Here is a 21,762-nt window from a genome sequence, read left to right on the forward strand (position 1 = left end):
CCCTCCTATTTAAAGAGCCTGGCAGCTTCTTCTAATTGTATAGCGCCTATATAAAGGGCTTTACCTATAATAGCACCGTAAACATTAATGGCTTCAAGCTTCCTTAAATCCTCTAAAGTTGAAACACCGCCGGAAGCAATAACATCAAGGTTTGTAGCTTTTACAAGTTTTTCAGTTTCTTCTATATTAGGCCCTTGCATCATACCATCTTTTGCTATATCAGTATAAATAACAGTTTTAACTCCTAATAATTCTAGCTCTTTACAAAATGCAAGCGCAGATATGTTTGTAACTTCAAGCCAGCCTTCTATGGCAACCATACCAGCTTTTGCATCTACCCCGACAACTATTTTATCTGCGCCAAAGGTATCTATAGCTTGTTTTACAAGCTCTTTATTTTTGATAGCTGCACTGCCAAGTATGATACGATCTACGCCCATATTAAGTTTATCTTGAATATCTTCAAGCGTGCGGATGCCCCCGCCAAGTTCTATTGGAATAGCAATGGCTTTAACGATTTCTCTTATTGCCTCATCATTAATACCTTTGCCTTCTTTGGCCCCATCTAAGTCTACAATATGTAAGTAGTCCCCACCGAGGCTTTCCCATTTTTTTGCCATTTCAGCTGGATTACTGCCATATACAGTTACTTGATTGTAGTCGCCTTGAATAAGCCTTACGCAGTTGCCATCCTTTAAATCTATAGCTGGATATAACTTCATGATCACATTCCTCCAAAATTCTTAAGCATTTGCAGTCCTACCTCACCACTTTTTTCAGGGTGGAACTGTGTGGCAAAAATATTGTCTTTTTGTACAGATACAGCAATTTCTTTGCCGTAGCTTGTGGTGCTGCTTACAATATCTTCTTGCGTTTCTAAGTAATAAGAATGTACAAAATACACGTAACTGTTATCAGAAAGTCCTGTAAAGAGCGGCTCTTTTTTTATGAAGTTTAAAGTATTCCACCCCATATGAGGAACTTTAAGAGGAACATCTAATTTAACTATTTCTCCTTTTAGAAGTTTAAGACCTTCTACTTCACCATATTCATAGCTTTTATCAAAAAGAAGCTGCATCCCAAGACAAATCCCTAAAAAAGGTTTTTCTTTTTCTACCGATTCATAAATTGCCTCTGTAAGGCCGCTCCTGTTAAGTTCACCCATAGCATCTTTAAAGGCCCCTACACCAGGAAGCACTACCTTATCTGCTTTTAATATCTCTTTAGGATCTGATGTGACTTGTGCCTCTAGTCCTAAAGATAAAAAAGCCTTGTATACACTTTTTAAATTACCCATTCCATAATCTATAATTGCTATCTTCATATGATCACACCTCTAACATTCCTTTTGTAGAAGGAACTCCTTTAACTCTTGGATTTAAGCTCATAGCGTCCATCATAGCTTTTGCAAAAGCTTTACACATGCCTTCTATAATATGATGATTATTTTTACCTTTTAGAACTTGCATATGCATATTCAGGCCTGCATGAAAGCATACAGCTCTAAAAAACTCTTCGGTCATCTCCGTATCAAAGTCTCCTACACGATCATTTGTAAAAGGTGTATCCATATCCAGATAGGGTCGTCCAGATATATCTATGGCACATAAGATAAGCGCCTCTTCCATAGGTACAATAGCATGACCATATCTTGTAATCCCTTCTTTTGTACCAAGCGCTTCTTTAATAGCCTGCCCAAGTACTATCCCTGTATCTTCTACCGTATGATGACAGTCAATATACAGATCGCCTTTAGCATGGACAGTTAAGTCACTCAAAGAGTGCTTGCCAATATGCGTCAGCATATGATCAAAAAAGCCTACTCCCGTCTGTATATCTGTTTTACCTTCACCATCTATATTCAGCGTAAGCGTAATACTTGTTTCAGCTGTTTCTCTTTGTATACTTGCACTTCGCATCTTCTATCCTCCTTAGACATTAAAATAATCAGTAAGCACTTTCAACAAAACTTTATTTTCATCCTCTGTACCCACTGTAATCCTATAATAAGGTTTACCCTCATACTGCATCTTACGGATATAAACCTTCGCTTCCTCTAAAGCCAAATACGCCTCTTTGGGCATCTTAAGCCAGATAAAATTAGTAGCAGATGGATACACTGTAAGTCCAAGTGCTTTAAGCTCTGTATCTAAATAGGCTCTTTGCTGCTTAATATTTTCTATGATAGGCTCAAATAATACTTTGTTTTCTATAGCCCAAGTCGCTATTTCCTGTGAAAAAATATTGAGATTATAAGGTACTTTAACCGTATTAAGTAGTTCAATAAGCGCTTCACAAGCCAGACCATAGCCTACTCTGGCACCTGCAAGAGCATAAGCTTTTGAAAAAGTTTTAAGCACAATAATATTATTGAAAGTGTTAATAAGCGGTAAGGCACTGATCTCACAAAACTCTCCATATGCCTCATCTACTACCACTAACCCTTGTGCAGCTTCTGCTATTTTACTAATATCTTCTAAACTTAGTACGCTTCCAGTTGGATTATTAGGATGACATAGAAAAATGACCTTAGGCTGTTTTTTTGAAATTTTTTCAATAAGTCCAGGTACATCATAAGAAAAATCTTCTTTTAGGGCAACTTGCAACAGCGCTCCTGCATTAAGCATCGTAAACTGTGGATACATACTAAAAGAAGGATAGGGCGCTAGTACATAATCGCCATTTTCTATGGTCGCTCTTAAAATACAGTCTAAAAGTTCATCTGAACCTACCCCACAAATGACATTTTGCGGCTTTAGATCATAAGCTTTAGCAATGGCTTGCATCAGGCCTTTGCTATCTGTATCTGGGTATCTTGAAACCTGCATCGTACTGATCCACTTCTGCATATGCACAATCATTTCTTCTGGAACTGGATATGGATTTTCATTGGCATCTAACTTAATGCCTTCTGTAATATAATCTGAATGATAAGGTTTCATAGTTTTAAATCTATCTCTTAAAAACTTCATTTCCCGGCCTCCTCATCTAGCCTTACTTGAATAGATAATGCATGTGCAAAAAGTCTTTCGCTTTCTGCAAACTTTACAATCTTATCCCCAAGAGGTATCAGGGCCTCTTTTGTAAAAGAAAGAATACTGCTCTTTTTAACAAAATCATCTACACCAAGTGGAGAGAAAAATCTTGCAGTCCCATTCGTGGGCAGCACGTGGTTGGGGCCCGCCATATAATCGCCTACTGGCTCTGGTGTATAGTGCCCGAGGAATATAGCCCCTGCATGGGTAATTTTTGTGAGTACCTCAAAAGGTGCTGCAACGGCAAGCTCTAAGTGTTCTGGTGCAATATGATTTGAAAGCTCACAAGCCGCATCTATACTTTCTTCTATCATAATGGCACAATAATTTTTAAGGGATTCTTTTAAAATTTCTTTTCTTGGCATGATCTCATACAACCTTGCCACTTCATCTTTCACCTGAAGGGCTAATGCTTTATCTGTTGTAATCATTACAGCTGAGGCAAGTTCATCGTGTTCTGCCTGTGACAAAAGGTCCGCTGCAACAAAAGTAGGATTTGCACTCCCATCTGCGATGACAAGAATTTCACTAGGGCCTGCAATAGAGTCTATACTGACATAACCAAATACTTCTCTTTTTGCAAGGGTCACATAAATGTTCCCAGGTCCAACAATCTTATCGACTTTTGGAATAGTATCTGTTCCAAAAGCCAGCGCAGCTATCGCTTGAGCGCCTCCTATTTTATAAACTTCATCTACTCCTGCTACATAAGCCGCAGCTAACACTTCTTTTGGGATATTCCCATCTTTTGAAGCGGGTGTCACCATTACAATACGCTTAACCCCTGCTACTTTGGCTGGAATCACATTCATCAGTACAGAGGAAGGATATGCCGCCTTACCACCAGGTACATAAACCCCTGCTTTATCAATAGGTGTTATTCTCTGTCCAAGAATTTCTCCATTCTCCTTAACATCCATCCAAGTATTTTGTTTTTGTTTCTGGTGAAATTGCTGTATTCTGCCTCCTGCTAGAACGATAGCTTCTTGCAGATCTTCTTCTAATGCATAAAAAGCTGCCTTCATCTCTTGTTGAGTTACTTTGATATTATCTTGAGTAATACCCTCACAATCCCACATCGCAGTATACTTAAAAAGTGCTTTGTCACCATTTGTTCTGACATCTTCTACAATTTGTTTGGTAGCAAGTGCATACTTGCCTGTATCCATATTACCTCTTACTTGAAGGGCATCTAAAAATTGTTTTTTATCATCACTATGATCTATTATTTTAATCATTTTAAATCCCCCATTTTAGCTTCTATTTGGTTTAAAAGTGTTCTAATCTCATCATGTTTAACCTTTAGGCTTGCAGTATTTACAATACATCTAGCTGATAAAGGAACGATTTGTTCTAAAACAACAAGGCCGTTTTCTTCTAAAGTCTTACCACTTTCTACAATATCAACAATCACATCTGAAAGCCCTACGATTGGCCCTAGTTCAACTGATCCATTAAGTTTAATAATCTCTACAGGTCTGTTTGTTTTTTCAAAGTACTTTTTTGCAATATAGGGGTACTTCGTTGCAACTCTTAAAAAACCACCGCTCTCCAGTAATTCTTTTTTAATGGGTTCTCCGGCTACAGCCATACGGCATGCGCCAAACCCTAGATCTAACACTTCATAGACGTCCCTGTTTTCTTCAAGAATCGTATCTTTTCCCACTATGCCTATGTCTGCAACGCCATAATCTACATATGTAGGGACATCTGAGGCTTTTGAGAGAAAAAATCTAAAATTGCCATCATCACTTGTAAAAAGGAGCTTGCGGCTCTCTTCCTCCATTTCTGTACATCTGATACCTATCTCTTTTAATATACCCATTGCTTTTTTAGCAAGTCTGCCTTTAGCTAATGCAAATGTAATCTGATTCATAATATCCTCCTGTTTTATAACTGATTGATAGTCGTTTCTTCTACAGTATTTTCTTTAAGATTATACACAATGACCTTATCAGCTTCTTTAAAATATAAAACGCCCCCTATACCTGTCTCTTTGGCATAATCCAGTGCTTTTTCTATCGTTTCATCAAAACTATTTTCAACGACTAAGCCTTCTTTTCTAAAACCGTCTGCGACTTCTAATGCTGCACTTCTTGTAGAAGATGTGTAAACAATAAGTGTTCTTGAACGGTTGAGATTTGTAAGAGGCTTGTGCTGAATAATTTTTTGGAGGAGCAAATTAATATGAATACCAAATCCTACTGCTGGCAGATTGCGACCAAATTTACATAATAGTGTATCATATCTTCCACCTTCTACAATAGCACTGCCAATATCAAGGGTAAACGCTTGAAACATAATACCCGTATAATATTTTCCATAAGACAAAAGACTAAAGTCAAACAAAATAAAGTCATGAATACCATACTCTTCTAAAATCTCATATATATTTTCTAAATAACTAAGTGCTTCTTTTGACCGAACACAAGCAATTTTTTCTTTAACACTTCTGAGTAGATCTATTTTGCCTGCACACTGTATCAGCTCTAAAAGCATAGCCAGAGTATCTTTATCGATATTAGAAGCTTCTAATATCGTTTTGAGTTTAACAGCATCTTTTTGCTCTATTGCCTGATAAACCTCTTCTTTATCATTATTTCCAAGTCCAATGTCGCTTAACATATACTCTAAAAATTGACTGCTGCCTATATGCATAGTAAACTGACTAACGCCCGCTGCCTTAAGTGCTTCTATCGCTACTTTAATGACCTCAGCATCAGCTTCTGCACTATTGTTGCCTACAAGTTCTATACCTGCTTGAGTAAATTCATGGAGTTTACCTTGATAACGTTCTGGATATCTAAAGCTGTTCGCGACATAAGCGTATCTCTGCGGCGTGGGCATATTACTGTTTTGCGTACACGCAACCCTTGCTATGGCCCGTGTCATATCACTTCTTAGTGCCACCAGCTCCCCTTGCCTATTAATAAGGTTATAAAGCTGCGTCTGCTGAAAGCCAGCTTCTCCTAAGGTAAAGACATCCAAGTATTCAAACGTAGGCGTCTCTATAAGATTATAGCTATACGTATGAAATACTTGTTTAATCTGGTTTTGAACTTTTTCTTTGAGTCTTGCTTCCGCACCTATATAATCTTTAACCCCTTCTGGGATGTGCAATGTATAATTTTTCATATTACCGCCTCGCTTTATCATTGTAAAGTTTTAAACTAATAAATTGGTAAATCAATAAAGTTAGTATACCTTCATTTACTAAAAAAATCAATACTTTATACGCTATTAAATATATTTCCTCATTATAAAAAAATAGGTCTCATAATTGATAATTGTCATTATGATAACCTTTTTAAATGTTTTATATTTATTCCAAAGTTGAAGCTGCTTTTTTGCACCATTTCATAGCTTCCTCATAATCTTTTTGAACACCTTGTCCATTTAAATACATATAAGCAATCCAAATCATCGCTGAGGTATGTCCTAAATTTGCGATTTCACTATATAATGCAAGCGCCTTATCATAATCTTGACCTGTCCCGTCTCCCGTATGATACATGTAAGCTAGGTGATTCATAGCTTCTATGCTGCCATTTTGAGCCTGCTCTTTATACCAGGCCTCTGTCTGTTCATGTTCACTCCTATGTCCCTCATAATACATATACCCAATATTAAACATTGCTGTATAGTTGCCAAGCCTCGCTGCTCTTTGATACCAGTTCATAGCTTCATTAAGATCTATGGCAACCCCTTTGCCTTCGTAGTACATATTACCAATATAATTCATAGCTGTCGCACTTTCTAAAGCTGCTGCCTTTTTATACCATTTCAGCGCCTCTGTATAACTCCTTGCCTCACCTTGTCCCATATAATACATATTGCCTAAGTAATTCATAGCATCTACATGGTTTAACGCAGCTGCTTTCTTGTACCATTTGACTGCCTCTTCATGGTTTTGAGCTGTATTTTCTCCATTATAATAAGTATGGGCGATATGCATAATAGCTTCCAGATCTCCGAGCTCAGCTGTTTTCTGATAGGCTTTTAGCTGATGCTTAGAGGCTTCATCTAATTTTTCTACTAAGAGTTTATCCTCACTAAAAGCCGTATCAATCCCCTGTTCTTTTTTAATAAAACTTATCCATAAGTCTACTGCATCTTCTGCCGCACGTATATCCATTAAATGTTCTTTATGCAGTAGGCTGATAGACTGATTTCTAATCAGCATACAATTGTGTATGTCACAGCCTTTAATGGTGCTGTATAAGTTTATTGCCATACCTTTGGCAAGCAGCTGATGTTCTCTTCTCGCAAAAGGAAAGTAGTCCTTAATAAAAGCAATGAGTCTTCTATTGTCAAATAGTATCGTTTCACCATACGTATTTTTTAGAGCTATTAACTGATCTACTATCTTTTTTCTCATGCAGCACTCAACCTCCAAAGGATGTATCTAAACAAGTATTATAAATCAGTGCAAAACTTATATCATCTCCGCTTCCACATACTGATGCCTCTTGTAGCCATTCTTTAAGATGCGCCTCAATATAGGTTATATGGTTTTTCTTTATGAGCTCCAAATAGTCTTGACCAATTTTAAGAAATTCACCAGAACTTATAAAACTATTTGCATAGCCATCTGTACATGCCAAGAAAAGCGCGGGGAGTACTGTATGCTGCGAGATAGGTATCAATTGATTTTTGAAATACTTCCAACTCTCATTAAGACATAAAGAATAGGTTTCTGTTCCATGCTGGATTTCGGGCTCAATAAGCCAAGAAGTTTCGCCGTTATCAAATACGCTTAAGATATCTCCATCACCTATTTGCAGTGCAAAAATAAATTGTTTTGTCACAAATAAAAGAAGGAGTGTCGTTCCATATAATCTGTAGAGATCTTTATCATGCTGCATGTGTTCTCGCTGCTCTAAATGGTGAAAAGCACTAACTTGCTCTTTCCATTCTTTTTCTATAGTTTTTGGAAGATCGACATCTTTTATGCTTCTCATAACACTATACAATATTTCTTCTTTATGATTGCCTATTATTGTTTGTATTACTGACAACGAAGTGGACGTAGCAATTCTTGCGCCATCATCACTATATTTACACTTCTCGCTGCCATGCCCATCTGCCAAAGTGCAGATAACGCCCAGCCCTTCTTCGTGGTAACTCTTAAGCGCATCTTGACAAGGTTTATTATTTCTAATATGTGCCGCACCTCGAATAGATTCACCTATAATAGACCACCCTGTAGTTTTGGCCTTACCATACATCGCTGTCATCGTCTGCTGCAACCGGAATCGCTTCGATATCTATAGGTGTTTGTATAGAGACTGTGCCTGCCGCATGGCTGCTAGGTGAAGATACTTGCTTCGCAACAGTAGATGCCCACTTGATATATTTAATAAGCACCTGTGGATTATTAGCTTGCAAAACAGGCAGTTCTTGATTATTAATAAATTCTTGAAGCACATCAGTCTGGGCATCACTACCTATAGCAATCGCAATCTTAACTGCTTTTTTACCCCATGGTAAATTTAGCAGTTCCTCTAGATTTTTCTTATACTCATCTGTAGGTTGTCCATCTGAAAGCAGCACAAGTACTGGCGGCAAGGCCCTCTCTGGCATAGGAGGCATTTGAAGCTGATCCGCTGCAAGCTTAAAAGCCTGTCCCATATCCGTAAGCCCTCCAGCTTCTAGGTCTATCCATTCAAATTCCTCAATAGGCGTTGGCGCTGCAATATGCCAGCTTGCACCTTCTGAGAATTTAATAGCCCGGATATAAAGCTGTGCATTTGGGTTTTCATCTGCTGCACTTTTCATATCTGGTATTGTCTGCCTGATTGCATAATTAAGCGATTGTATTTTTTCTCCCATCATCGACCCCGAACAGTCTACAAGCCACATAAAATGAAGAGGCCTTGATGCCATTTCTCCACCTGGTCTTTTAAATCCTTCTGCCATTTTCTACTCCTCCTTATTCTTTAACCCTGCTACCCTTTTATAATTTCAGCCTCTGCAGGCAATAAATTAATTTTACTGCCTTCTATAAGCGGTACATTTCTTCCTGGCTCTACCCTTGCAGTACTGCCATCTGCTTTTATAAACATCCACACCACTTCACTTGTATTCCTTAGCCCCCACTTTCCCGGATCCTTGGGATGCTGTGAAATCTCTGCTACTTGATCCTCTAGATTAAAGTCATTGTATAAATGATGTTTAAAAATTTTAGTATGTTTATTAAGAACTATTGAATGATTTCCGATCCTTAATAAAAGCGGTGCATCAATAGTTGTATTACAATACCAGCATATATGCCCAGCTCCAATAGCTGTCCTTTCTTGGTAAAAATTTTCACATCCGCAATGCGAACAAATCATCAGGCTGTCTCTTAGCTGTAAGAAAGCGCGCTTCCACTGATTTTCAACAATTCTCTTTTTAGGATTTTTAATCCCTACTGTAAATGCTTCAGTAAAAAGCGCTTTGATAAACTTGGGATAAATGTTCCAATAGATAATAGCATTATCTTGATACCCCGAAATAGGTCTATTCGATTTATCTTGTGGATCCCATATAAAGACCGGCTTTTGTCCATAAATCTTTTGCTTTGCAGCTGCATCAAAACATCTAATATTCGCTTCTTGCACTCCTTCAAGAGGATGGTGAAGCATAAACATATAAAATAATAAAATAGCTAGTGAAAACAAATCCGTCTCAGCCGATGGCCCTTTTTCACCTCTTACAATTTCAGGTGCCATAAAGCCAAGGGTGCCTTGTACACTACTGTTTGTCATTCCATTTACTATGACATTATCATTATCACAAACGAGTACATTTCCATTTTCAGGATCCAAAAAAGTATTGCCAAAAGAAATATCACAATAGCTATAACCTAAAGAATGCAGCTTCTGAAAGCAATCTGCAAGATTAAAACCCGCGGTGCATAACGCGTAAAAAGAAGGTTCTGCCCGTCTTTTCATGAGATCCACAATGCTTTTATATGACGTGGGTCTTAAGTCCATGATATATCCAAATGTCCTATCTGATATAACCATATCCATAGGCCATAAAAACCGTTCATCTGGTCTTCCATTTTCTACTAGTTTTTCTATAATCGCTTTTTGATTTTTAGTAGCCATATGTGCGTGATACCATTTAAGTGCATAGCGCTCACCATTTGCACTTACTTCATAGACTTCTCCTTGCCCACCGCTTCCTAATAATCTAATCACTTTATAAGCTACATGATGTACAGACATCAGTTCATTGCCACTTTGCAGCATAGAAATCGTCAAATCCACTCCCCCTTTTCTATCATTTTCGCTATTTAATTGCATTTATTATACTATACAATAATAAAATTTTCATTAAATTAATAAAAAGTGTAGTTAAGACTTTTTTAGGCCTTAACTACACTTTACTTTCAAATCATTATTCTGTTACTTCAAAATCAGATTTTGAAACACCACATACTGGACAAACCCAATCCTCAGGGATATCTTCAAATGCTGTGCCTGGTGCAATACCACCATCTGGATCGCCTTGCTCTGGATCATAAATATAATCACATACTGTACAAATGTACTTTGTCATACTATCAACCTCCTAATAATAATATTTTATCACTTTTAAAGGCTTTTAAAACTTTAATAGCTTAGTTTAAAGCTTAATATTAAGCTATGTGTATTTTATTATTTTACATGCTGGACTCGTACACTGTCAAGAAAATTATGCCAATTTTATGCTATTATGTTTTTAAATAACCTTGTAAAAGTTAATATTTTTTAGCTAAAAACGCTTAAATAAGATATTGTTTTCCAAATGTATATGCTGAAATAAATCTAACTCAAATTCCTGCAGCATCTGATAAGTTCTTTCAAAAGTTACACAAGTATCTTGAGGTACAGTGTAATGCTCTGTCACTTCTCTTAATAATTTAATAACATCTCCGGCCCCTGTATGCTCCTTCTCAAGCTCTTCAATAACTTTTAAAATCTGTTCTTTCTGCAGAGGATCTTTTTCTCTTTCATATTTTTTTATGAGTGGAAATACAAGTTCTTCTTCTTTTACAAGATGTGCTTCCAGCTCAGTTCTTAAGTGATTAAATAATTTATGCACTTTAAATAATTCTTCATGGGACTGTCCATGCACCTTCATAATTTTTGAAATATAGGCGCTTAACTGTGGTAATTTTTCTCTTAGATAGCTATGATGGGTATTTATGATATACTCAATTAAGAGACTTGGCGTTTGTTTTGCCCAGTCTGTAAATGTAGCATTTCTTTCTAGAAATGCTTGATATTTGTTATTAAGTACATTAATTATCTCACTCCCATCAAGATTTTGTGCATTTACAGCTGTTTTTAAGGGCCTATCTCCGCCACAGCAAAAATCAATATGATAAGTGTAAAAAATATCTGCAGCACCTGGAAATCGGGCTACAATAGCTCCAATGCTGTCTTCTAAACTAAAGCGTTGATTCATCATACATCCTCCCTTCTAAATTTTATCTTTTCCAACTATCCAGTAGCTTATACCAACAATTACAGCCCCACCTATCATATTACCCAGTGTGACGGGTACCATATTATATAAAAAACCGCCTATATTTAAGACCCCTCCATTTGGAATCAATAAGCCCATTGAGAGTAGTGTCATATTTGCTACACTATGTTCAAAACCTGAGGTTATAAAGGCAAATAAGCACCAAAAAATCATGATAAGTTTTGCTGTTTCTTCTTTTAACTTAATAGAAGTTAAAATTGCTAAACACACCAGCATATTACATAAAATACCTCTATAGAAAAGCTCCCAAAAATCTCCAGTCATCTTAAGCTCACTCGCCTTAATAATAAATTCACCAACGCTGCCACTGGCTCCTCCTCCCCTCACAAACAGCCAAGCTATCAATATGCTGCCTGCTAGGTTTCCAATATAAGAATAAACCCATACTTTTATTGTATCTATCCAGCTCACTTTCTGATTAAGGGATGCCACTGTCATAATCATATTATTGCCTGTAAAAAGCTCGCCGCCTGCCATAATGACCAGACTAAGGGCAATACCAAAACTGAGTCCCATAATGATCCGTCTAAAACCAATATCTCCTACAAGCCCCCCTATGCTAAAAATAAGTAATATCCCAATACCTACATAAATACCAGCGAGCATCGACAAGATAAAGTATTTTAACTTACTTGCTTTTAGCAAGTTAACTTTACCCACTCCCACATCTGATATTTTATCAATAAGTTCTTTATACATTTCTATCTCTCCTTATTTGAAGTTTTCATCTTGCTTATACCAATAACCTGACCACTGCATATTCTGAGCAACCTGCGCTTCTTTATTAAGCGTTACATCTCTAAGCACTTCTTCTTTAAAAACATGATAGCCTGTTCGGTCTACAATATAGCCAATATGCTCTTTAGGAAGTGAGCGATCAATATACTTATCTACATAGCGGTATGTATTTTGAATGATCTGAGTTAAAACCTCTTCTGTTCCCCATTTTATAAAGGGCATGGCAAGCCTTGGATTTTTCTTTCCCGTTCTTCCCATAATAACCATACGATAAAGGTTTTTTTCACTTCTAGTCCATGCACCACTTGGGCATTTTAAAATACATTCTCCACAGCCAATACATTTTTCATGATCTCTCTCTACGGTGAAATTTTTAAGTGTTAGAGCCCCCGTCACTTTCTTTTTACAGTTTTTAACACAAGCTTCGCAGCTGATACATCTTGAAGCATCATACTGCGGCTCTGTTACACAGATGATGCCAAAATCTTGCATATGTGCTTTAATACAGTCATTAGGGCACCCTGTAACTGCAATCTTGAAATGAAAATCATGGGGATAAACCACGCGCTCTAAATTTTTTGCTACTCGGGTAGTATCATCATTAGCATAAGGACAAACACGATTACCTATACAAGCTGAAATATTTCTTGTGCCAGCTGCCGGATAACCGCCATCCTGAACAACTAAATCAAGTCCAAGCGCACTGATAAGCGGTTTAATTTTTTGATTAATTTCTGGTATAGCCTCAAAATCAATATCTGGGATTTCAAAACCTTGCCGCGTGGTTAAATGAACAGTACCGTTACCGTACTGCTCTGAAATAGACTGAATCAGCGGAAAAAATTCAGCCTCCAAATGCCCTCCTGGCACCCTGATTCTAAGTGCTGTTTTATTTCTGGTTTTCGTAATTCTATAGGCATTTTTTGCAATAATTTTTCTATTAACGCTCATTTTATTCTCCCCTAATCAATCAGACTTTTTGCTTTCACATAATTAAAAACAGGTCCTTCTAAACATACATAGGTTTCATCTATTTTGCAATGTCCGCATTTACCAATACCGCAGCTCATTTTCCTTTCAAAGGAGACCCAAATATTTTCTTCTAAGAACCCTTGTTTTATAAGTTCAAGGGTCATAAATTTCATCATAATCGGTGGGCCGACAACAACTGCTGTTTTTTCTTGTACATTCTTTAAATCTAATTTATGAATATGTTTTGTAATAAGCCCTGTTTCTTCTTGCCATTCGGGCGATGGCTGATCTACTGTAAGATATACCGGACAAGTCTCTTTCCACTTCTTAATCTCTTCCGTAAATAAAACATCCTGTGGTGATTTAAAACCAATAAGTATTTCTAATTTTTTAGTTTGGTTGATATGTTCTGCAAAGTACCGGATAAGGTTTTTAACGGGTGCAAGCCCCGTTCCACCTGCAAAGATAGTTAAATCTTTTCCTTTAAAAGCATCTAGATCAAAACCATTACCATAAGGCCCTCTCATAAAAAGTACATCCCCTGGCTTTAAACAAAATATTTCATCTGTTAAGCGACCTACTTTCCGAATAGTCATATCCATTGATTTTTCATCAAAGTCACTAATAGATATAGGTGCCTCTCCGACTCCTGGTATAGAGATCTCCATAAATTGTCCACCAATAACTTGACCTTCATAAGCAATTTTATAAGTATAGTCAATGGGTGTTTCCTGCACAATATTTAATATTTTATAGGGTTTTGACAAGTAGGCATTATGCATGACTTTGTCCCTCCATAACAATTTGATTAAGTTTATTAATACATTTTGAGAAAGAAATATATTCGGGACAGACATCATCACATCTGCCGCAGCCTACACACATATGCATGCCAAAACGTTTGTAGAAATCATTGACTTTATGCATCGTTTTAAATCTCATCTTTTCACCATTTTTATTGCGGAAGCTATGTCCTCCGGCCATATCTGTATACCCATCCACATGGCAGCCTGCCCATACTCTTCTTCTTTCTCCAAGTGTTCCATCATCACTTGTTTTAACATCCTGCATGGTAAAACATGAACATGTGATACAAGAAGTATTACAGCGGCCACAAGCAATACACCTACTTGTATATTCTGTCCATATTTCATGATTAAAAGTCTCTTGCGTCACTAAACTCACATCTGGAAGTGTTACTTTTACCTTATTTTTCTCTATAAATTCTGGTTCAAACAGCTCATCTTTTTTACTTTTTAGGTTGTCTATTAAAAGCGCTGTATCTTTAATATGTATTAAAACCTCTGAACCTTCTCGGCGTATGGCTGCCTCGTATCGATCTGTTTTACTGGCTCCCATCGTTACACAAAAGCATGTATCAAACCCTTCTGTACATTCGATCATAATAAATTTAAGAAGTTCTCTTCTTCTTAAATAATAATAATCCTTTTCAATCCCATTTTCTAAAAAAATTTTATCTAAGCGTTCAATCCCATGGATATCGCAGGGTCTTAAAAACATAATGATGGGTTTTTTATTAATCACTGGCTCTTTAATCTGGTCACTTAAAAAATAAAACAAGGTCTCTCGAATAGGATAAAAAATCTCCTTAGGTGAATAATAGGACTTTTCTTCTAAAACCATTTCATTTGTTCTTGACACTTTACCATACCCCGTCATATCGGTATCAGAAAACATGCCCTTTCCTTTTTGCTTTATAGGTCCATATATTTCAAATTGCTCGGATAGTTTTGTTAAATATTTATCAAATTCAGTTGTGGTTAGTCTATATCCCACCACGCACACCTCCTAAAAATATGTTTTTATGTGTTATAGTCTAACCGAGATAAACACTACAGTCTGTAACTATGGGTACGTATTTATATGAAATATAAACCTTTTCAAACAAAAAGCGTAGTGATATGCCTTGATCTATGCACATTACTACGCTTTTTTATATGTAAAATAGTTTTAAAAGTTTTTCAAAAATACTTCGGCTTCTCTAGCCGGCAGTGGCTTGCTGAAAAAATAACCTTGTACCTTATCACAATCTTTTAGTTTTAAGAGCTTTAACTGACTTTCATTCTCTACGCCTTCGGCTATAACTTCTAATGCCATCTGATGGGCAAGCTGAATAATACCATGTACAATGGCTTGTTCTTTTAGGTTAAGACAAATACCATCGATAAAAGACTTATCCATCTTTAAAGTATTGATAGGCAGTTGCCTTAAATAATTAAAAGATGAGTAGCCTGTCCCAAAATCATCAAGTGCAATTTTAATCCCTATTGCTTTTAGCTTTTCTAAAATTTCGATGTTTTTTTCTAAGGATTTCATTAAAACAGATTCCGTAATTTCAATCTCTAAAAACTCTGGTTTCAGCTGTGTTTGTTCCAACACCTCCATAATCAGTTCAACAAAATTATGTTGCTCAAATTGCACATTTGATATATTTACTGATATCGAGTCAAATTGGTATCCCTTATCTCTCCATTCTTTGTTTTTTAAACAAGCGTGCTTTAAACACCATAGACCAAGCTCTTTGATAAGACCACTCTCTTCAGCAATAGGAATAAACTCTCCAGGTGATATAAAGCCCATTTCTTTTGAATTTAGCCTTAGAAGTGCTTCAAATCCAGTAATTTTATGCCCTTTAACATCAATCTGTGGCTGATAATAAATTTCAAAGCCATCTTCTATAAGGGCTTGTCTTAAGATAGCCTCTATTTTAATTTTTCGCTCTAATCCCTCTTGCATTTCCTGATTAAAAAACAAAAATGTATTTTTACCTAAGAATTTGGCTGTATACATAGCGACATCTGCATTTTTTAAAAGATGGCTTGTATGTTCCCCATCCTTTGGGTAAACAGAAATCCCGAGACTTGCTGTCATATAAGTAAGTTTATCATTTATTATTAGTGGATTTTCAAAAATGCTAAGTATTCTTTTTGCGAAATCTCTTATTTGGTTTTCGCTATCTGCCTGGGGATAGAGCACAAGAAATTCGTCGCCTCCAAACCTACATACAGTATTATTTCCCTTAACAGTCACTTTTAATTTTTCTGCTATACATTCTAGCAGTTTGTCTCCATGGTCGTGTCCTAATGTGTCATTTACATTTTTAAAATTATCAAGGTCTATTAACATAATAGCTCCTATTAAACCTTCTTTTTTAGATCTTTCAAGTTCTTTTTCAAGTTTTTTCATAAATAAAATTCTATTAGGTAGACTGGTTAGGGTATCATGATATGCCATATGTTTTATTTCGTTTTCTATAGCTTTTCTCTCAGAAATATCTGTCATAGATCCTGCTATCTTAATCATTTTACCTTTTGCATTATGTAGGGCCTTACCTCTTATGAGTAACCATTTAAATTGTTCTTCACCTAATTGTATTCTAAACTCACTTTTATAAAACAGTGTGTGACCGTCAAGATGATCTTTTATATCCTTAATTACCATTTTAACATCTTCTTTGTGAATAAACCGGATAAAATTTCTAATAGATATTTTTCTAATAGGCAAATCTCCTACAATGTCATGCCATTTATTTGAAACATGAAGGGATTTTGTTTCATTATCCCACTCCCAAATAATATCATTAACGCCCTCTAAGGCTAATTTATATTTTTCTTCGCTTTTTCTTAAATGCTCCTCACTGTCTTGAAGTTCTTCATATTGTGAACGTAATTCTTCCTCTGTGGCGCTGAGCTGATCATACACAGCAGCTAGTTCATGGTAACTTAAATTTAGTTGGCTTAACATATTATTAAAATTAGTTGAAAGCTTACCAAATTCATTATGTGATTTGAAGTTACACTTTGAGTTTAAATCCCCGTTTCCTGCTTTATCCATAGCTTCTATTAACTGATCCACTGGTTCTGTAATAGATTTTGAAAATTCTATACTAGCAATGATTGATAGATTAATAAACCCTAAAGTAGCTACTAAAATAAGTATGAGCGCTATGCGCGCCGGTTCATTCATCTCCGTTTTATCTTGTGCAAAAACAATAAGCCAGTTGATTTGAGGGATCACGCTATAGGCCATATATTTTTGCTTCCCTTGGTAAATATATTGGCCTTCTCCGGATAATACAACTTCTTGATTTTTAATCTTTTTTACAATCTCCTGAATTGTAGTATTTTCTATGTATGTCCCAACTCTCTTTGCATCTGGATGGGCAACTAGAATCCCCTCTGCATCTACAATATAGGCATAACCTTGGTTTTCCATTTTTACATTAGTAATTTTATTCTTAAAATAATCTAATTTAATAATATGTCCAATCACACCAACAATTTCTTGATGATCGTTTTTAACAGGCGCAGTCATCACAATTACTTTTTCGTCATTTTGATCATCTCGAAGTGCATTACTTACTGCCGTTTTATCGTTTAAAGCATCAATAAAATATTGATTATCCTGTATATTCCTATTTAAAGCATCATGTTTTCCGCTAAGTATAATTTCACCTTTGTAATTTGCAACAAATATATTATCAAGTTCAGATGACTCTTCTAAAATATCTTCTAATACACGATTAGGTTCTTCTCTTAAGGCCCACTCCGTAGAGCTAAGCTTGTTATGATGCTCCAATATCAAAACATCAATAATTTCATCAATTTTTGCTGTAAGCTGAAGTTCTTTAGTATGTGCGTTAATAATATTAATTAAATTTTCACTCTGAATCTCAGAAATATTTCTAATTCTATTTTTATTTACAGTTATTAATGCACTTGATGTATAGGTATAAACAATAATACTTAAAATGATAAGTGGAATCGAAACTAACGCTATCATTGTGAACGGAATCTTTTTTCTTAATAACATATACCCTCCCCTTTCTTTAACCTTATTGATCTAGTCATTTCTACTTAAAACATTGATGATAGTTCAATTATAATCTTTGTTCCCATAATTTTCTATAAATTCATCAAAATATTTTAATATTCCTCTCTTTTCATCTGATTTCGCTATTTGCAATCTTTTTGGTTTATCAAATAACTTTAAAAGCCGGCAAATTAGAATTCTTACCGGCTTTTAAGTGTTTGATAGTTCTATATTCTTTCTCTTTCCTCATAATGTGTATGCAGTAACTCGTGAGCAAGTTTACCAAATGGCTCACCTAAATATTCTTTATACAGTTCAAGAATTTCAGTATTTTCATGAGACTTCCTTATCTTTTTATTTCTATCTTCCTCATAAATAGCTTCCTGTCGTTTTTTTATAATTTCATCATTGCCATGGTGGTAAGGCTGTCCCCCTCCTGCGATACATCCCCCCGGGCAGGCCATAATCTCTATCGCATGGTACTTTGATTTTCCTTCTCTGATACTTTCTAAAAGTGTACGCGCATTGCCAAGCCCATGGGCAATCCCTATATTAAGATTACTGTCTCCTACTTTAACAGTTGCTTCACGTATGCCTTCAAGGCCTCTAAGCTGATCAAATTCAACATGCTTTAATTCTTCTCCTGTCATCCATTCATAGGCTGTACGCAGCGCTGCTTCTATAACGCCGCCTGTTGTTCCAAATATAACTGATGCACCTGTTGTCTCTCCCAGGGGTTTATCGTATTCACTCTCAGGAAGATTTGGAAAATCCAGACCCGCTTCTTTAATCATTTTTCCAAGCTCACGGGTGGTAACAACTATATCCACATTATCATGCGCATCTTTTGTAAGCTCTGGACGTTTAGCCTCAGCTTTTTTTGCGATACACGGCATAATAGAAACAACTACAATATTATTAGGATCTATATTATTCTTTTTGGCATAATAAGTCTTAGCGATTGTTCCAAACATAATATGGGGCGACTTGCACGTGGAAGGTATTTCAAGTAACTCCGGAAATTGATGCTCTATGAATTTGACCCAAGCTGGGCAGCAGCTGGTGAGTATTGGTAATGTTTTGTTATTTTTAATACGATAAATGAGTTCTGCTGCTTCTTCCATAACGGTAAGATCTGCCCCAAAGTCAGTATCAAAAACAGCATCAAATCCCATCCGTTTTAAAGCTGTAACCATTTTACCTGTTACAATGGTTCCTGCATCCATACCGAAGAGTTCACCTAATGCAACACGAATAGCAGGAGCAGTTTGTACAATAACATGTTTATCAGGATCATTAATTGCCTCCCAAACCTTTTCCATGTGATAAACTTCTGTAAGTGCTGCCGTAGGGCATACTTGCACACATTGTCCGCAGTAAGTACATGAAGACTCCACCATAGGTATATTGCCAAAAGGTCCTACAAAAGCTTCAAAACCGCGGCCAATCCCAGATAATATGCCACAGGTCTGCACTTCATTACAAGCCGTTTCACACCGCCTGCAATAAATACATTTATTTGAATCCTTTACGATAGCCCCGCTGGATAAGTCCTTAGGATAGTCCATCCTATCTCCTTCCCACCGAATCTCTCTTACATTGAGTTCTGCCGCTAGGGCCTGTAGTTCACACTCGAGATTTTTGGGACAAGTGAAACACTCATTAGGATGATTGGATAAGAGGAGTTCTACAGCCATCCTGCGGGCGGTGATTGCACGGATTGTATTGGTTTGCACCTCTAGTCCTTCCGAAACTTTTGTAACACATGCCGGTACAAGTGTATTTCTTCCTTGTGCTTCAACCATACATACTCTGCATGAAGCAGTCTGATTAATCATTTTAAAATCGTGTAGGTCTAAATGGCATAAAGTAGGAATATGCACACCGGCCTCATGAGCTGCTTCCAAAATAGTTATACCTTCAGGTACCATAAGTTCTTGATCATTAATTATAACTTTTATTTTTTTATTATCAGACAAAGTTTCTGCCTCCTTTTAGGATTTAATCCCTATTTTATTTTTTGGAACATATTTTCCTTCGCCTTGGGGGCTATCGACATCTTTTACGAGCTCAATATATTCATTCCAAAAATGTTTCATTGTACTAATAACTGGATTAGGAGCAGTTTGTCCAAGACCACAAAGCGAGCCGTCTTTTATCATATAAGCTAATTGTTTTAATGCGTCTAAATCAGCCATAGTTCCTTTCCTGCTTGTAATTTTATTTAAGAGTTCATACATTCTTTTTGTCCCAATACGGCATGGTGTACATCTTCCACAAGATTCATCCATTGTAAATTCTAGATAAAACTTGGCTATATTCACCATATTATCTGTCTCATCCATTACAATCATACCACCTGAACCCATCATAGAACCTACCTCAAGAAGACTATTGTAATCAATTTGGGTATCTAAATCTTTTTCTGTCAGCACACCGCCCGAGGGCCCTCCGGTCTGTATCGCTTTGAACTTACGTCCACCTGGTATGCCGCCGCCAATATTATAAATGATTTCTCGCAAAGTTACTCCCATGGGTACTTCAACAAGGCCTACATTATTGATCTTTCCTGCCAGTGCAAATACCTTTGTACCTTTGCTATTTTCAGTACCAATTGATGCAAACCATTCTGCCCCCCTTGTAATAATTACAGGAATATTTGCAAATGTTTCAACGTTATTGACACAGGTTGGATGTCCCCAGTAACCTTCTTCTGCAGGATAAGGCGGTTTATAATTTGGCTCACCTCTTTTTCCTTCACATGAATTAATAAGGGCAGTTTCTTCACCACACACAAAAGCGCCTGCGCCATACTTGATCGCTATATCAAAACTAAAATCTGTTCCAAAAATGTTTTTACCTAATAATCCCGTCTCTCTGGCTTGTTTTAAAGCAGTATTAAGTCTTGATATCGCAAGGGGGTATTCTGCACGAATGTAAATAATGCCTTTATCAGCGCCAATAGCGTACCCGCCAATGGCCATGGCCTCGAGTACACTATGGGGATCCCCTTCTAATATGCTTCTGTCCATAAACGCCCCTGGGTCACCTTCATCTGCATTGCATATAATAAACTTCACTTCACTGTCTTGCTTTTTTGTAATCTCCCATTTTATACCGGTCGGAAATCCTCCGCCCCCGCGGCCACGAAGACCTGATTTTTTGATCTCTTCAACCACTTTGTCCCTGGTCATTTGTGTCAATGCCTTACCTAGCGCTTCATATCCTCCAGCAGCTATGTATTCATAGATATCCTCTGGATTAACAAAACCACAATTTCTTAAGGCAACACGCAGCTGCTTCTTATAAAACTGCATATCCTCTTGCCGACTGACAGGCTTATTTTCTTCTGGGTCTTTATACAAAAGCCTTTCTACTGTTCTTCCTTTAATGATGTGCTCATCTACAATTTCTTTAACATCTTTCGCACCTACCCTTACGTAAAAAACATTATCAGGCTCTATCTTTACAATGGGGCCTTGTTCACAAAAACCAAAACACCCAGTTTTTACAACATGTACTTCTTTTTCATAGCCACGTGCTTTGATAATGAGCTGTAAGTTTTTTATGACTTTCTCACTGTCACTTGCAATGCAGCCTGTCCCACCACACACCAGAATATTCATTCTTGCATTTTCCATATTTCCATTAGCCTCCTTTAAAT

20 protein-coding genes are annotated in these 21,762 nt (G+C 36.7%); all 20 read right to left on the minus strand.

From position 1 onward, the window contains the following. Positions 1-5: 5 nt before the first annotated feature. Entirely contained in the window at positions 6-722 is a 717-nt protein-coding gene (hisA, locus tag BN3326_RS05550) for a 1-(5-phosphoribosyl)-5-[(5-phosphoribosylamino)methylideneamino]imidazole-4-carboxamide isomerase (protein ID WP_069998103.1), read from the minus strand. 2 nt (positions 723-724) lie between these two features. After that, complete coding sequence (hisH, locus tag BN3326_RS05555) at positions 725-1,324, minus strand: imidazole glycerol phosphate synthase subunit HisH (RefSeq protein WP_069998104.1); 600 nt, start codon at positions 1,322-1,324, stop codon at positions 725-727. Positions 1,325-1,328: 4 nt separating this feature from the next. Beyond that, a complete protein-coding gene (gene hisB, locus BN3326_RS05560; RefSeq protein WP_069998105.1) occupies positions 1,329-1,919 on the minus strand; it encodes an imidazoleglycerol-phosphate dehydratase HisB in 591 nt (196 codons plus the stop codon). A gap of 12 nt (positions 1,920-1,931) precedes the next feature. After that, positions 1,932-2,972: a histidinol-phosphate transaminase gene (hisC, locus tag BN3326_RS05565; RefSeq protein WP_069998106.1), complete on the minus strand. Its 1,041-nt coding sequence runs from the start codon at positions 2,970-2,972 to the stop codon at positions 1,932-1,934. Beyond that, positions 2,969-4,273 (minus strand): histidinol dehydrogenase, encoded by a 1,305-nt coding sequence (gene hisD / locus BN3326_RS05570; protein ID WP_069998107.1) that lies wholly within the window; start codon positions 4,271-4,273, stop codon positions 2,969-2,971. The genes hisC and hisD overlap by 4 nt, the downstream gene beginning before the upstream one ends. Next, positions 4,270-4,911: an ATP phosphoribosyltransferase gene (gene hisG, locus BN3326_RS05575; RefSeq protein WP_069998108.1), complete on the minus strand. Its 642-nt coding sequence runs from the start codon at positions 4,909-4,911 to the stop codon at positions 4,270-4,272. The genes hisD and hisG overlap by 4 nt, the downstream gene beginning before the upstream one ends. Positions 4,912-4,925: 14 nt before the next feature. Continuing rightward, a complete protein-coding gene (hisZ, locus tag BN3326_RS05580; RefSeq protein WP_069998109.1) occupies positions 4,926-6,170 on the minus strand; it encodes an ATP phosphoribosyltransferase regulatory subunit in 1,245 nt (414 codons plus the stop codon). A 187-nt stretch (positions 6,171-6,357) separates the two neighbouring features. Continuing rightward, the gene (locus BN3326_RS05585) at positions 6,358-7,413 is read right to left on the minus strand and encodes a tetratricopeptide repeat protein (RefSeq protein WP_069998110.1); all 1,056 of its coding nucleotides are present in this window, start codon (positions 7,411-7,413) and stop codon (positions 6,358-6,360) included. Between the two features lie 7 nt (positions 7,414-7,420). Further along, entirely contained in the window at positions 7,421-8,272 is an 852-nt protein-coding gene (locus BN3326_RS05590) for a PP2C family serine/threonine-protein phosphatase (RefSeq protein ID WP_083258525.1), read from the minus strand. Beyond that, positions 8,253-8,954 (minus strand): vWA domain-containing protein, encoded by a 702-nt coding sequence (locus BN3326_RS05595; protein ID WP_069998112.1) that lies wholly within the window; start codon positions 8,952-8,954, stop codon positions 8,253-8,255. Before BN3326_RS05595 ends, BN3326_RS05590 begins: the two co-directional genes overlap by 20 nt. Positions 8,955-8,983: 29 nt before the next feature. Beyond that, positions 8,984-10,285, minus strand: coding sequence for a protein kinase domain-containing protein (locus BN3326_RS05600; RefSeq protein WP_171903770.1), 1,302 nt, complete (start codon positions 10,283-10,285; stop codon positions 8,984-8,986). Between the two features lie 136 nt (positions 10,286-10,421). Beyond that, entirely contained in the window at positions 10,422-10,583 is a 162-nt protein-coding gene (rd, locus tag BN3326_RS05605) for a rubredoxin (RefSeq protein ID WP_069998113.1), read from the minus strand. A 195-nt stretch (positions 10,584-10,778) separates the two neighbouring features. Then, positions 10,779-11,474: an iron-sulfur cluster repair di-iron protein gene (gene ric / locus BN3326_RS05610; protein ID WP_069998114.1), complete on the minus strand. Its 696-nt coding sequence runs from the start codon at positions 11,472-11,474 to the stop codon at positions 10,779-10,781. 15 nt (positions 11,475-11,489) lie between these two features. After that, positions 11,490-12,254: a formate/nitrite transporter family protein gene (locus BN3326_RS05615; RefSeq protein ID WP_069998115.1), complete on the minus strand. Its 765-nt coding sequence runs from the start codon at positions 12,252-12,254 to the stop codon at positions 11,490-11,492. Positions 12,255-12,266: 12 nt separating this feature from the next. After that, complete coding sequence (gene asrC, locus BN3326_RS05620; RefSeq protein WP_069998116.1) at positions 12,267-13,244, minus strand: sulfite reductase subunit C; 978 nt, start codon at positions 13,242-13,244, stop codon at positions 12,267-12,269. Positions 13,245-13,255: 11 nt separating this feature from the next. After that, positions 13,256-14,047, minus strand: a complete 792-nt coding sequence (gene asrB, locus BN3326_RS05625; RefSeq protein ID WP_069998117.1) for an anaerobic sulfite reductase subunit AsrB — start codon at positions 14,045-14,047, stop codon at positions 13,256-13,258. Continuing rightward, positions 14,040-15,062 carry an anaerobic sulfite reductase subunit AsrA gene (gene asrA, locus BN3326_RS05630; RefSeq protein WP_069998118.1) on the minus strand — a complete coding sequence of 341 codons (1,023 nt, stop codon included), beginning with the start codon at positions 15,060-15,062 and terminating at the stop codon, positions 14,040-14,042. The genes asrB and asrA overlap by 8 nt, the downstream gene beginning before the upstream one ends. Before the next feature lie 174 nt (positions 15,063-15,236). Continuing rightward, positions 15,237-18,098, minus strand: a complete 2,862-nt coding sequence (locus tag BN3326_RS05635) for a bifunctional diguanylate cyclase/phosphodiesterase (protein WP_069998119.1) — start codon at positions 18,096-18,098, stop codon at positions 15,237-15,239. A 227-nt stretch (positions 18,099-18,325) separates the two neighbouring features. After that, positions 18,326-20,077, minus strand: coding sequence for an NADH-dependent [FeFe] hydrogenase, group A6 (locus BN3326_RS05640; RefSeq protein ID WP_069998120.1), 1,752 nt, complete (start codon positions 20,075-20,077; stop codon positions 18,326-18,328). Positions 20,078-20,092: 15 nt separating this feature from the next. Next, entirely contained in the window at positions 20,093-21,739 is a 1,647-nt protein-coding gene (gene nuoF, locus BN3326_RS05645) for an NADH-quinone oxidoreductase subunit NuoF (RefSeq protein ID WP_083258527.1), read from the minus strand. Positions 21,740-21,762 lie beyond the last annotated feature (23 nt).

The organism is Cellulosilyticum sp. I15G10I2, from assembly GCF_900095725.1.
Lineage (GTDB): Bacteria > Bacillota > Clostridia > Lachnospirales > Cellulosilyticaceae > FMMP01.

Excerpts from the sequence above, each read along its gene's own strand:
- hisA (WP_069998103.1), bottom strand. The coding sequence starts at position 722 with ATGAAGTTATATCCAGCTATAGATTTAAAGGATGGCAACTGCGTAAGG.
- hisH (WP_069998104.1), bottom strand. The coding sequence starts at position 1,324 with ATGAAGATAGCAATTATAGATTATGGAATGGGTAATTTAAAAAGTGTA.
- hisB (WP_069998105.1), bottom strand. The coding sequence starts at position 1,919 with ATGCGAAGTGCAAGTATACAAAGAGAAACAGCTGAAACAAGTATTACG.
- hisC (WP_069998106.1), bottom strand. The coding sequence starts at position 2,972 with ATGAAGTTTTTAAGAGATAGATTTAAAACTATGAAACCTTATCATTCA.
- hisD (WP_069998107.1), bottom strand. The coding sequence starts at position 4,273 with ATGATTAAAATAATAGATCATAGTGATGATAAAAAACAATTTTTAGAT.
- hisG (WP_069998108.1), bottom strand. The coding sequence starts at position 4,911 with ATGAATCAGATTACATTTGCATTAGCTAAAGGCAGACTTGCTAAAAAA.
- hisZ (WP_069998109.1), bottom strand. The coding sequence starts at position 6,170 with ATGAAAAATTATACATTGCACATCCCAGAAGGGGTTAAAGATTATATA.
- BN3326_RS05585 (WP_069998110.1), bottom strand. The coding sequence starts at position 7,413 with ATGAGAAAAAAGATAGTAGATCAGTTAATAGCTCTAAAAAATACGTAT.
- BN3326_RS05590 (WP_083258525.1), bottom strand. The coding sequence starts at position 8,272 with ATGACAGCGATGTATGGTAAGGCCAAAACTACAGGGTGGTCTATTATA.
- BN3326_RS05595 (WP_069998112.1), bottom strand. The coding sequence starts at position 8,954 with ATGGCAGAAGGATTTAAAAGACCAGGTGGAGAAATGGCATCAAGGCCT.
- rd (WP_069998113.1), bottom strand. The coding sequence starts at position 10,583 with ATGACAAAGTACATTTGTACAGTATGTGATTATATTTATGATCCAGAG.
- ric (WP_069998114.1), bottom strand. The coding sequence starts at position 11,474 with ATGAATCAACGCTTTAGTTTAGAAGACAGCATTGGAGCTATTGTAGCC.
- BN3326_RS05615 (WP_069998115.1), bottom strand. The coding sequence starts at position 12,254 with ATGTATAAAGAACTTATTGATAAAATATCAGATGTGGGAGTGGGTAAA.
- asrC (WP_069998116.1), bottom strand. The coding sequence starts at position 13,244 with ATGAGCGTTAATAGAAAAATTATTGCAAAAAATGCCTATAGAATTACG.
- asrB (WP_069998117.1), bottom strand. The coding sequence starts at position 14,047 with ATGCATAATGCCTACTTGTCAAAACCCTATAAAATATTAAATATTGTG.
- BN3326_RS05635 (WP_069998119.1), bottom strand. The coding sequence starts at position 18,098 with ATGTTATTAAGAAAAAAGATTCCGTTCACAATGATAGCGTTAGTTTCG.
- nuoF (WP_083258527.1), bottom strand. The coding sequence starts at position 21,739 with ATGGAAAATGCAAGAATGAATATTCTGGTGTGTGGTGGGACAGGCTGC.